Annotated in this window: 8 protein-coding genes; 3 read left to right on the forward strand and 5 right to left on the reverse strand. The window is 47.7% G+C overall.

Annotation, left to right across the window (positions count from 1 at the left end):
* Nucleotides 1-181: 181 nt before the first annotated feature.
* Both JT717_RS05210 and JT717_RS05215 read right to left on the reverse strand, forming a co-directional pair.
* On the reverse strand, nucleotides 182-1,996 hold the full coding sequence (locus tag JT717_RS05210; RefSeq protein ID WP_205509145.1) for a RagB/SusD family nutrient uptake outer membrane protein: 1,815 nt from the start codon (nucleotides 1,994-1,996) through the stop codon (nucleotides 182-184).
* Between the two features lie 18 nt (nucleotides 1,997-2,014).
* Nucleotides 2,015-5,218 carry a SusC/RagA family TonB-linked outer membrane protein gene (locus tag JT717_RS05215; protein ID WP_205509146.1) on the reverse strand — a complete coding sequence of 1,068 codons (3,204 nt, stop codon included), beginning with the start codon at nucleotides 5,216-5,218 and terminating at the stop codon, nucleotides 2,015-2,017.
* A 426-nt stretch (nucleotides 5,219-5,644) separates the two neighbouring features.
* Here JT717_RS05215 and JT717_RS05220 point away from each other — a divergent pair, with 426 nt between their 5' ends.
* The 3 genes from JT717_RS05220 (at nucleotide 5,645) to JT717_RS05230 (ending at nucleotide 9,636) form a co-directional block, all read left to right on the forward strand.
* A complete protein-coding gene (locus JT717_RS05220; RefSeq protein WP_205509147.1) occupies nucleotides 5,645-6,688 on the forward strand; it encodes a LacI family DNA-binding transcriptional regulator in 1,044 nt (347 codons plus the stop codon).
* Nucleotides 6,689-7,418: 730 nt separating this feature from the next.
* The gene (gene rpiA, locus JT717_RS05225; protein ID WP_205509148.1) at nucleotides 7,419-8,102 is read left to right on the forward strand and encodes a ribose-5-phosphate isomerase RpiA; all 684 of its coding nucleotides are present in this window, start codon (nucleotides 7,419-7,421) and stop codon (nucleotides 8,100-8,102) included.
* A 94-nt stretch (nucleotides 8,103-8,196) separates the two neighbouring features.
* A complete protein-coding gene (locus tag JT717_RS05230; RefSeq protein ID WP_205509149.1) occupies nucleotides 8,197-9,636 on the forward strand; it encodes an aminotransferase-like domain-containing protein in 1,440 nt (479 codons plus the stop codon).
* 414 nt (nucleotides 9,637-10,050) lie between these two features.
* Here the strand turns inward: JT717_RS05230 and mobA are convergent, their stop codons facing one another.
* The 3 genes from mobA to JT717_RS05245 form a co-directional block, all read right to left on the reverse strand.
* Nucleotides 10,051-10,671, reverse strand: coding sequence for a molybdenum cofactor guanylyltransferase (gene mobA, locus JT717_RS05235; protein WP_205509150.1), 621 nt, complete (start codon nucleotides 10,669-10,671; stop codon nucleotides 10,051-10,053).
* A 32-nt stretch (nucleotides 10,672-10,703) separates the two neighbouring features.
* A complete protein-coding gene (locus tag JT717_RS05240; protein WP_205509151.1) occupies nucleotides 10,704-10,991 on the reverse strand; it encodes an Rdx family protein in 288 nt (95 codons plus the stop codon).
* A 112-nt stretch (nucleotides 10,992-11,103) separates the two neighbouring features.
* A complete protein-coding gene (locus JT717_RS05245; RefSeq protein WP_205509152.1) occupies nucleotides 11,104-12,591 on the reverse strand; it encodes a rubredoxin in 1,488 nt (495 codons plus the stop codon).
* Nucleotides 12,592-12,645 lie beyond the last annotated feature (54 nt).

Genomic DNA, 12,645 nt, shown 5'->3' on the forward strand with positions numbered 1-12,645 from the left:
TAAGTTCTAAGTACTCAGTTCTAAATTGCCTAGATGCAGGTTCCCACGTACTGGTTGCAAACTGAAGTGAAGCAAAGCAAAATGTGCCACACCTTTGGGCATGACACATTCAGCTTAACAGTTAAGCAGTATTTGAACAGCGGTGCGATACTTTGAAAGTGTGGCACTCCTTAATGCCGCGTTATTGATAACCCGGATTTTGCGACAACCTTCCCTGGTAAGCAGAAAGTGTTGCCTGATCGAAGGGGAACAACTCACTTTTACCTGTTTGAAAAAAGCTGGCCATGCCTGCGCTCAGCGGCCTGTTATCGATAACGTTTGTAGACAAATAAGTTCTCCACGGCAATGCATTCCAGGTGCCCGATGCAGGTTTCTGTTTCGGCTGCCAGAAAGGTTGCGCTGTTTGAGCGGTATTGGCACCGGCATAGAATTGTATTTCTTCACCCACGTTCCGCCAGTAAATGGTATCCGGCACATTGGCATACCTGCCGGCGCCCGTTCTGATCTGCTCTATCTTAGTTCTTGCCTCACTGAGTTTATTAGCCAGTTGTCCCCACCGTAAGAGATCAAATTTCCGGATGCCTTCATGGCCAAACTCAAGGTAGCGCTCATTGTCCAGCGCAGCAAAGAAACCTGCTTTATCAGTGGGTGTAGTACCGATCATATTGATATTGCCGCGGTATGCTCTTTTTCTCACTTCTTCAAAAGCGGCGATGGCCGCTGCGGTGGGACCATTATTCAATTCATTCACCGCTTCTGCATACATCAGCAATACGTCTGAAAAACGGATCATGACCCAATTATAACCCACATTCAACACCGTACCGGGTAATAGCGGCACCCGCCAGTCGCGCCGGTATTTGCCGGTATTCAATTCATTCAGGCGGCGCATCGATTTTATATTGTTGGCCGATGGCACCTGGTACCAGGTAACGGTAACATCGCGCCGCGTATCTACGGAATCAAATGCATAAAAATAATTGGGCAGCATAATAATGCCACCACCTCCGGCGCCATAACGCGAAGCGTTGTTGAGGTTGGGACCGTCATAATTCCCCATGCGGCTGTCACTGTTGCCGTTACCGCCGCCGGCGCCTACTTCGAACAAGATCTCACCCTGCGGATCATAGGTAAATGAGGTTACGTTCCGCCAGATATTTTCAAAGTTGGGATTGAGGGTATGCTGGTCGCGGCGCGCCATCAGGTCTTCACACTCCTTTCTCGCTATCTCGTAATATGTAAGGTAATCGCTGCGGCGTTCGATCTGGCCATTGTTGCGCAATGCATAGCCACCCCTGAACAAAGCGATTCTTGCCCGCAATGCCTTGGCCGCCCCTTTGGTGATGCGTTCATTGCGCGCCACCTCTGTACGCCATGGGAGGAGCTCGATAGCGGTAGCCAGGTCGTTCAACAACTTGTCATAGGTAGAATCACGATCACTGCGGCCGATAAACAGATCGGGCTGCTGATAGGCAGGAACCATCGGCGCGGGTACATCACCCCAGTTGCGGATCAGCTCAAAAAAGAATTGCGCCCGCAATGTAAGCGACTCGCCATACAAGCGTTGTAATTCTTTCTTCTCGCTGTCTGTTCCCTCGGTATACAATCTCATTTGCGGGATCTGTTCAATACAGAGATTGGCTTTTTCGACCCCGCGGTATAACTGCCGGAAAGGATTGGAGATCTCGGAATTCGTGAGCAATAATTGATAACGGCCAATACCCCGGCGGCCATTGTCGATATTCCCGCTTACGATGCCTTCATCGGAATCATAAGGATAATACATGCTGACGCGAATGCCATAGCCGTTATCACCCTGCAGTTCATCATACACGCCGATAACTGCCATGAACGCATTGGGCACATCGGTAAATACTTCCGGGATGGTATAACCTGATTCAGGTTCTACTTCCGTATACTTTTTACATCCTGTTATGGTAAAGAGAATTACTATAATGGCGGCGCTGATCAATTGATACAATCGTAAACATTTCATACGTCAATCTTTTTGTTTTTAGAAAGTGACATTTACACCAAAGACCCAGGTACGGGAACGCGGATAGGCGGCAAAATCAACACCCGGTGTTAAGGGATCGTTCCTGCGCGCCGTTACATCAGGATCATAGCCCGAATAACTCGTGAGCGTGGCCAGGTTATTCACGGTTGCATATACGCGCAAGGTTGACAGTTTAACTCTATTGATCACCGTTTTCGGTAATGAATAACCTACTGTGAGGTTGTTGATCCGCAAATATGAGCCATCTTCGACCGCCCAGCTGTGCAGCCACCAACGCTGTACCCGCACCGGGCTCCAGATCTTGGCATTTTCGTTCAATGCGGCCAGTTCCTTGGGATCTGTTACCCGTTGCCCGGCATCATTGATCCAGGTGAACCGGTCTTTCATTATATTCAACATGTTCAGATTGGGAAAAGCGCCGTCGGTCCATTCAATTTTATTGGCATTATAAATATCATTGCCATAAACAAAATTCACGAATATGCTCATGTCAAAACCCTTATAGGTAAGCTGGTTGTTCCAGCCTCCCGTAAATTTCGGATTGGCATCACCTATTACCACGCGGTCATAATCAGCCGTGATCTGGCCGTCGGGCTCGCCGTTGGGACCACTGATATCGCGCCACTTCAACATACCTGGTTGTGCAGGGCCGTATACGCCGTTATTGGCAATGCCCGGCTTCAGGGTATAGGTTTGGTTGGCGGGATTGTAGTTGAAATCATCCACACTGAACATACCTTCGGTCACAAAGCCATACATAAGACCGGCCGGCTCGCCTACTTTCACCAGGTAATCATCAACGCCATCGCTTCCCTGCCAGCCGGAGTTGCGGGTTATTTCATTTACGCCGCCCAGGCTTTCCACTTTGTTCCTGTTGAATGAAATATTGAAGTTGGAATTCCAGGTAAAATCTTTTTTAGATATCGGAATAGCATTGATCTGGAATTCTACCCCGCGGTTAGAGGTAGCGCCCAGGTTCTGCAACTGGGTCGTATAACCCGTAGTCGGTGGAATGTTCACAGCCAGCAGCAGGTCTTTGGCCGTATTCTTATATACATCTACCGTAAACTGCAAACGGTTATTGAAGGCAGCCCAATCCATACCCAGGTTCATCGTGGTATTACGTTCCCAACGCAGATCGGGATTGCGCAGTGCAGTGGGCGCCACGCCGGGCTGAATAATATGATTGAACGCGTATTGACCGGTTACGCCATATAATTGCAGATACAGCAGGTTATCGATGCGGTTATTTCCCACTGATCCGTAGCCGAAACGGATCTTGGCATCGTTGAGCCAGGAGATATCTTTCATAAAGTCTTCCTGGCTAAAACGCCATGAAACCGAACCCGAGGGGAATATAAGGGTTCCGTTCTCTGATGCAAATTTCGAAGAGCGGTCGGCCCGCAGGTTAAATGTAGCTGAGTACTTATCATCAAACTCATAGCTGGCCCGGCCAAACCAGGAAAAAATGCGGCTGGGCGGCTGCGTAAAAGTCGTGGGCAATGGTTGCGTTGAACCGGGGGGCGCAGCGCCGGCGCCCATATTTTCCAGCGCTTTTTCGGCCGTAATATCCGATGGGAAAAAACGGGTCTCAAAGGCGCTTGTGCGCATGCGTTGGTCAATCACTTCCTGCCCTACCAGTACATTGATATCGTGTTTCTCCCTATAATTATTCAGCGTGTACTGCAGTACATTGGAGTTGCTCATGGTATTGTTGTTCTGCTCGCCGATGGATGCGACGGGCAATGAAGCAAAGTTGCGGGCAGTAGGCGTGATCTTACTGAAAAAAAGATCGGTCTGAATGGCTGCATTATCGTAGCCAAAGGTTGACCGGAAACTCAGGTTCTTTACAATGGTGTAATTAATGAAACCGCTCAGGTAAGTAGCTTTTGTATATTGGCGGCGGTATTCGGCCCTGGTCAACAGCACCGGGTTAATGGCGCCGCTCGACGCCAGGAAATAGGCTTCATCAAAATCATCGATGCCACCGGCCGGTGTTGGCAATTCAAAAGGGCGATAGTTGATCGTATGCCGCAGGCGGTTGGTTGCGCGGGTACCGCTGTTGGTAGTACCGGCGCCCCGGATGGTTTGATCGAGGTAACGGGCATTAAAGCCTATCCTGAGTTTATCAGACGCTTTGTGCTCGAGCCTGAAGTTCACCAACTTGCGGTCGAACCCTGATTCAATTAATATGCCGTCTTCCCGGTTGCTGGTGAGGCTTAAATTGAAGGTGGTGTTCTCGCTACCGCCGTTTAACGCCAGGTTCTGGTTATTGAACTTTGCCTTTTGGCCAAACACCTGATCTTGCCAGTTGATGGCCGGCAGTTCTTTATAAACATCTAGGGTATCCCAGGTGCTGCCATAGGTGCGCACAAAACTGATGCTGTCGTCGCGGTTACCACGGCTTCGTTCATATTGCCAGCGCACAAAATCATAAGGGCTCATTACATCCATGGTCTCGGGCAATTCACGCCAGCCGAAAGCGCCATTGTACGAGATCTGGGTTTTGCCTGCACGGCCGCCTTTGGTAGTAATGATCACTACCCCGTTCGCAGCACGGGCGCCATAGATAGCGGTGGTGGAAGCATCTTTCAGTACGTCAATGGAAGCAATCTCCTGTGGCGAGATCACACTCAGGGCGTTCTCTACCACTACCCCATCCACAATATACAAAGGCGAATTGTCCTGCGTAATGGAACCACCGCCGCGTACCCGTACTACTACATCCGAACCGGGTGCGCCTTCCGTAGCAGTGACCTGAACCCCGGCCAGCCGGCCCTGCAGGGCTTCCGCAGCGGATGCCAGGGGTACATCTTTTATTTGCCTGGCAGCGATGGATGACACGGACCCGCTCACTTTACTACGGGGAACGGTTTGATAACCGATCACCACTTCCTGCAGCGTGGTGGCATCCCGTTCCAATTGAATGCGCACGGGTGCATTTTCATCTGCGCTTATGGTTGTGGGTTTGAAACCAACACTAGACAATGTAAGGCTTACATTACCAGTGCCGGCTGCGGGAATGCTGAACTGGCCTTTGGCATCGGTTTGCACCGTGCGCCCGCCTTTCATCTGTACCGTAACATTCGGCAGCGGCGCTCCTTTATCGTCGGTGACCGTTCCCGTTATCTGCCGGGTTTGTGCCTGCAGCAGCAATGGAATAAATAGTAGCAGTGCAAGTAATCGTTTTAATTTGCTCATATGGCGACTCTTTAAGGTTAGAAACAACCAGGCATTCGATAAGCCTGGTAAGTATAGGCAATCGTTTATCCGGCAGACTTACAGTCTGTGGCAATATGTCGATCTTGTAATATGGGTACTTAATCAGGTTAAAAACTACGTCCCAGGCACATTCTGCTAATCAGAAGGATTCGGTAGCGTGCTTGCCGGCCATTCCGGGTTTACGAACCGGCAACAGGTAGCACAATATTCATTCCAGCGAACAATTTGTAGCAATAAATACAGGAGGCCTTCTAAAATTCTGATTCAATTCTAACGAGATATTTTTAAAAAATGCAATTTCCGCTCCCCTTTTTCTGTGCAATCGTTCCCGAAACTGATTTCACCAGGGATATAGCGGCCTTTTAAAAAAAAGACTATTTTTAACGGCACTTTGCTGCCACCACTGTGAAATTTGAGACTGTAACCATAAAGGATATTGCCAGGGCGCTGGGACTTTCAACTTCTACCGTATCACGTGCTTTACGTGGTAGCTATGAAATTAGTCCGGAAACAAAAAAACTGGTACTCGAATACGCCGAGAAGATCAACTACCGGCCGAACCCGATCGCTTTAAGTTTGAAAGAGCGTAAAAGCCGGTCGATCGGGGTGGTCGTAAGTGAGATTGCTAATACGTTTTTCTCTCAGGCAATCAATGGGATTGAATCCATTGCCTATAACCGGGGTTACCACGTTATCATTTCGCAAAGCCACGAATCGTATGAGCGCGAAAAAGTGACCATTCAACACCTAGCCTCGCGGTCGGTAGACGGGCTGCTGGTTTCCCTGTCGAACGAAACCATTGACCTGTCACACCTGAAACAATTGCATGACAAAGGACTGCCCATCGTTTTCTTCGATCGTATTACCGATGAGATAAATACCCATAAGGTAACCGCCAATAATGTGAAAGGGGCTTTCGACGCTACCCAGCATCTGATCAATAAAGGTTTTACACGCATTGCGCATGTGACCAACTCTCCGAACCTGTCAATTACCAAAGAAAGGCTGCAGGGTTACCAGGAGGCATTGAAAAAGAATAACCTTCCTTTCGATGAAAAGCTGGTGCATTATACCTTACATGGCGGTATGATCTATGAGGAAATTGAGGGTGAGATCGCGAAGATGTTCAGTGGCCGCCAGAAACCGGATGCTATTTTAACAGCCAGCGACCGCATTACCACCTCCTGCCTCACGGCCCTGAAAGCTGCCGGCAAAAAGATACCCGATGATATTTCGGTGATCGGTTTTACCAATACCAATATTGCCGACCTGTTCAACCCGCCGTTATCGGCTGTGCGCCAGCCGGCCTTTGACATGGGGCAGACGGCCACGGAACTGCTTATTCAGATCATTGAAAGCAAACGTCCGGTCACTGAGTTTGAGACCCGGATCCTGGATACCGAGTTATTTACCCGCGAGAGTACAGAGCAGCATCCGCCGCTTTCCTGAAGTGCGCAAATACTGTGGCCAAGATCAGTACATTTTTAACCGCGCTACGAACAGCTTTGACACCGTTTTATTTTTTCAGGTGCTGTTATTTTTTACTGGCCCCTGTTGTATTTTTTAAAGCCATGTTATTCTTCTACTGACCCCTGTTGTATTTTTTCAGGTGCTGTTATTTTTTTGCAGGCCCCTGTTGTATTTTTTTAAGCCATGTTATTCTTCTACTGACCCCTGTTTTATTTTTTTCGGACCATTTAATTTTCTCTTGATACTGTTTAATTCTTTTCCAGGCCCTGTTATTTTTTTGCTGCCCCTGTTTAGCTTTTTCCAGCCCGGAAAATGAATTACAGCTATCTGTTTATTTTTTGCAAGCCTTTGTTGTTTTTCTGCTAGCCTTATTAATTTGTTTGCAGCCTCAGTTCCGGATCTTATGGTTCTGTTTATTTTTTATATGCCTCTGTTGTGTTTTTTTCCGTGCCGTAAAAAAAAGCAGCTGTCCGTTTATTTTTTTCTCTCTTTCTTTCATTTCAATCTGGCACACAAATCGCTTTCAGCTATGCCGAATTTTTTACCAGGTGCCGCAAAAAAGATTTGCTATCCCCGGATCAGTAAAGTGATCAGATATACTTATTTCTCTGCCGGTTGCAGTTATTACTTTACACTTATTGTTAATTCAGGTGAAGAGAATGTTTTTCCTGATTGATCAACTAACGATTTTTAAAATTACCTTCATTGTATGCTTACGCAGGATGAGATCAAACAATTGGTGGCTAAACAGGCTGCTCAATTAGTTCAAAACAGCATGACCGTTGGTATTGGTTCCGGCTCTACGGTATATTACCTGATCCAGGAACTGGCTAAACAGGTAAAGAAAGGGCTTTTCTTCAGGGCCATTCCTACCTCGAAAAAAACAGCCGCCCTTGCGGCCGCGGCCAATATTCCTTTGGCTGAACTGAATGCCGTTGATTATATTGATCTCACCATCGACGGCGCCGATGAAATTGATGCCAGCCTCCAATTGATCAAAGGCGGTGGCGGCGCCCTGCTCCAGGAAAAAATGGTAGCTGCAGCCTCCCGCGAACTCATCATCCTCGCCGATTACAGCAAACTGGTACAGCAGCTCGGCAAATTTCCCTTGCCGTTAGAAGTGATCCCTTTTGGCTATAAACAGGTGCAACGGAACCTGCGGGAAAGCTACCAGATAGAAGCAAAGCTGCGTTTGCAAAATGATCAGCCTTTTGTTTCTGACCATGGCCATTATATTCTCGACTGCCCTTTTGAACGCATTGAAAATCCCGATATCCTGTCTTATGACCTGAACGCCATCCCCGGCGTGGTAGACAATGGTCTCTTCATCAATATGGCCGACCTGGCCCTGATCGGGTATCCCGACGGAAAAACGGAGACTATGAGTAAGTAGTTGCAAGTTGGTAGGCGCCAACAAGTTGGCAGCTATTATGACCTGATACAGTTCTATATTTCGTAACTTTGACTGTATCAGATCCCAACCAACCATGCACAAGAATAAACTGAATGGTAGCGACCACCTCTATTTGCAGATCGCGGGCAGCCTTGAACAGATGATCCATAACGAGATCCTGAAGATCGGCGATAAATTGCCTTCTGTACGTATGCTTAGTGAAGAATACGGCATCAGTATGGGTACCGCCTTTCAGGCTTACTATTATCTTGAAGGAAAGGGTCTCATTGAATCGCGGCCCAAATCGGGTTATTATGTGCGCTTTAATCAAAAACGATTTCCGGCCCTGCCTGCCGCCCCTAACCCTGAAACGCTGGCGGGTTCGGTGAGCGTAGACGAAATGGTGGCCGCCGTTTTTAAAAAACTCAGCGCTACCGACATAACCAACCTGGCATTAGCGGCGCCTTCCATGGAATTGTTGCCTGCCGCCAAACTGAATAAATCATTAGTGCATGCTTTTCGCCATTCCGCCACCAGTTGCATTCAATACGAAGATGTTCAGGGCAACCTGGAGCTGCGTAACCAGGTAGCGCGCATGGCCTTTAACTGGGGCGGAAAAATTACCGCCAATGATGTGGTGATCACTGCCGGCTGCATGGAAGCCTTATCGCTTTCGCTCCAGGCAGTAACCCGCCCGGGCGATACCGTTGCTATTGAAACGCCTACTTTCTTCGGCATTTTCCAGGTTATGGAGACCCTTGGTTTACACGTCATTGAAATACCTACTGATGCAGTGACTGGTATTGACATCAACTACCTGGAGCAGGCCATTAAAAAATCGAATATCAAAGCCTGTGTGTTTGTGCCCAGTTTTAATAACCCGCTGGGTTGCTGTATGCCCGATGACAATAAAAAGGCATTGGTAGAACTGATCACCAGACACCGCATTCCATTGATCGAAGATGATATTTATGGCGAATTGTATTTCGGCCATCACCGGCCGCGCTGTTGCAAAACCTATGACACGGAAGGCTGGGTCTTGTACTGCGCTTCCATCAGCAAGTCACTGGCGCCGGGTTATCGCATCGGCTGGGCCATCCCCGGCCGCTTCCGCGAACAATTCATCCGGTTAAAAATGCGGCACACGATCTCGAGTGTTACTATTACCCAACATGCAATGGCCAATTTCCTGGCCATGGGGCGGTTCGATTATCACCTGAAGAAATTACGTACGGCATTACATATCCAGCAACTGCGTTATGTGCAGGGCATTCTCGATCATTTTCCACCAGGCATAAAGATATCGAGGCCACAGGGTGGTTTTGTATTGTGGCTCGAGCTCAGCAAAAAAGTAAATACTTTTCAATTGTACCAGGAAGCGATGAAATACCAGGTATCGCTGGCGCCTGGCAGGATCTTTTCCATGCGCGACCGCTACAGCAACTATATGCGCATTGGCTATGGTAAACCCTGGAATGATGAGCTGGAACGAGGCCTGCGGATCTTAGGCAACCTCACGAAAAAAATGATGTGATGTGACAACGAAATACACAATGTGCTGATGTGCTGATTTGCTAATGTGCTAATGATAATGTGATAATGTGATAATTCGATAATGTGATAATGAAATACACAATGTGCTAATGTGCTGATTTGCTAATGTGCTAATGATAATGTGTTAATGTGATAATTGGATAATGTGATAATGAAATACACAATGTGCTAATGTGCTGATTTGCTAATGTGCTAATGAAATTACAAACCTATTGTGCTGCCAACTGCGAACTGTAAACTGCGTACTGTGCTGCCAATTGCCAACTGCTAACTGCTAACTGCCAATTGTGTATTGCTCACTGCCAATTGCCAACTGCTAATTGCTAATTGCCCATTGCCAATTGCCTATTGCCAATTGTGTATTGCTAACTGCCAACTGCCAATTGTCAACTGCTTAATGTCCATTTCCAATTGGCGTAGTCGGTGGATGTTCAAAATAGGCCTCAATATCCTCATTGGAATTGTAATTGCGGAAAAAATGGGACGAGCGTATGGGTAACCGTAGGGTGCACCCTTCATCGAAGATGGCCTGCAGGCTGTAATTCTTCAAGCGCCCGATCATAATTCGTCCGGCCACCTTTTCAAGGCCGGTCCGGGTGTAAATACCACAAAAAGGTTGTGCAAAATCTGTATCCTGGTAAACGTAAAAATCAAACTGGTTGTCGCGCAGGTATTCCTGTAACAGGTGATGAATGGAACCGGCATCCAGGTCGAGCATATCACAGGCCAGCAGGAGCAGGTCATGATCGGGATATTGCATGTGTACACTCAGCAGTCCCCGCAGCGGCCCTTCCACTTCGGCATTATCAACCACCAGCAGTTCGGGCGAAATCTCTTCGGCATAAGTAAGCACCTGTTGCGGGTTAACCGAATACACGACCGGCAAATGGAACATGGCGAGCTTCTCGTGCATATGTTTCGCCCAGATCGTATTCCGAATGGGTAAAAGCCCCTTATCGGCGCCCATGCGTTTGCTCTCGCCGCCACATAAAATAACACCTAACAAGTTTTCCATATTGTAAATACTGGAAGATGAGGAATAAAGGATCAGTCTAATACCTTGCGATCGGCATGGCCCAGGCTTTTACCCGGCGCCACCACATCGCGCACCAATTGTTTCACTTCTTTAATTTCAAGGAAACCGCCAGCCTCTTTGCGGTCAAAAACCTTCTGGTCTCCGATGCAAATTGTGTACCGCCCACTCACTTCACTGGGCTTCAGCAGTACACCCTGCAGCTCATCGGTAAAGGTGGTTAACAACTCCTGTGCCATATACGCAGCCCGCAGCAGCCAATTGCATTTTGGACAGTATTCGATCGTGATGGTTGGTTTCATGTAACAAAGATAAGGGTTCAGAACCCATGAGGCAAGTACCTAAAAACCAATCCCAGACTAATCTTTAGCAGGAAACAGTATGTTAAATATGATAATTTTTCAACAAATTGAGCTACGCGTTCACCCCTTCCGCCCGCGTGCTCTGGAAATCGGATTTCGGCGATTCACATACCGGACAATGGTAAGTGCCGGGCAGCTGGCTGAATGGGGTACCCGGTGCAATATTGTTTATTTCATCTCCATACTGCTCATCATATACGGTAAAACAATGCTTACACTTATAAATATCCGGCACTTTCACCGCCGCCTTCACGGCAGGCTCCTGTACCAGCTCCTGCCGGTATACATTGTGGAGGATCTTATCCGCTTCGGTGGTGAGGTCATAAAAATATTTGATGAGCGAGATCAGGTAGGCGCCCAGCTCTTCTTTCTGCACCCCTTTCCTGAATAAGATATATTCGCGCGAATTGGGATTGAAATCTTTGGTGTACATGATATCGTACCGGTTCATGGCGGCGCTTTTATTCCGGCTGGTATTGTTTTGTTTGGCTATTACAACCGCTCCAAACAAACCAATGAGACCCGATTTGCTTTTGGTCTTAACGGCAAAGCTGAGCCCGTGGGTACGAACATCATCTTTATCAAACTGGCGAATGATGTATCTTTTTAAATTCAATCCTTCCTCGCTCAGGTCTTCTATCTGCCAGTTCAACTCGTTGGCAGCATGGTGCACATTGATGCGGTAAGTATTCAATACATATTCCCATGCCATGCGATCGCTTTGGGCAATTCCTTTTACGATAAGCGATTTCCAGGGCGTCACATACAACTGCCCCACCTTGGTCTTTAAGCAGAGCGAAGCAATATCCTTCAAAAATGAAACGGGGAAACATTCATCACGGCGGTAAATACCCAGCCAGGTCTTTTCGCCATAGCGGTTAAAACCTTCGTAATAGGGCAGCGCAAAGGGAGGTATGCTCAGGGCTGCCGTGACCGGCTGCATAATGAATTGCTCTTTGCTGTGCACCATCTCATACAAGGCATCCCCATCTGCCAGGGTCTTATTCGCGATGATGGCTTCCTCCACCAGGCGGGTCATGCGCGGAATATCATCGGAATAGATCAATCCCTTCCAGCAATAAATAACCGTGGTTCTGGGAAAACGCACATACAAATACCAGTAATTATTCACTGGTGAAGAAATAAAATTGATATTACCGGTGAAAAAGGGAATGAAGCTCTGATTCGCATCTACCAGGTTTAGCTTCAGGCGGGGCCGGTAATCGAACAAACCCAGAATATCTTTATAAACGCCCTCGCTCAACCAGTTGGCGTTTTGAAATACATCTTCCGACACATATGAGGTGAGGATGTTGGCATAGTCGTCATGGTTGGCTTCATAAAATACGCCCAGCTGGTCCAGTTCTCTGCGGAACTCTTTTTCATTGGAACTATCGGCCACACAATACAATTGCTGGCGATTTCCGAATTGAACCTGGCTTAGACCGCATCTTTCGGCTGCTTCCATCCATGCATGCAGGTCTCCGGCAGCCACAATGCCGCCCGGGAGGTTTATTTTTATATGGTGATACTTACGCATTGTAAAAGTTCTTAGTTCCTAACTTCAGGTTCTTTGGTACCTGTTACCAGTTTC

The sequence above is a fragment of the Longitalea arenae genome, assembly GCF_016924755.1.
GTDB lineage: Bacteria > Bacteroidota > Bacteroidia > Chitinophagales > Chitinophagaceae > Niastella > Niastella arenae.

Coding starts and splice junctions, on each gene's coding strand:
- JT717_RS05210 (WP_205509145.1), bottom strand. CDS start 1,996: ATGAAATGTTTACGATTGTATCAATTGATCAGCGCCGCCATTATAGTA.
- JT717_RS05245 (WP_205509152.1), bottom strand. CDS start 12,591: ATGCGTAAGTATCACCATATAAAAATAAACCTCCCGGGCGGCATTGTG.
- JT717_RS05230 (WP_205509149.1), top strand. CDS start 8,197: ATGCACAAGAATAAACTGAATGGTAGCGACCACCTCTATTTGCAGATC.
- mobA (WP_205509150.1), bottom strand. CDS start 10,671: ATGGAAAACTTGTTAGGTGTTATTTTATGTGGCGGCGAGAGCAAACGC.
- JT717_RS05240 (WP_205509151.1), bottom strand. CDS start 10,991: ATGAAACCAACCATCACGATCGAATACTGTCCAAAATGCAATTGGCTG.
- JT717_RS05215 (WP_205509146.1), bottom strand. CDS start 5,218: ATGAGCAAATTAAAACGATTACTTGCACTGCTACTATTTATTCCATTG.
- rpiA (WP_205509148.1), top strand. CDS start 7,419: ATGCTTACGCAGGATGAGATCAAACAATTGGTGGCTAAACAGGCTGCT.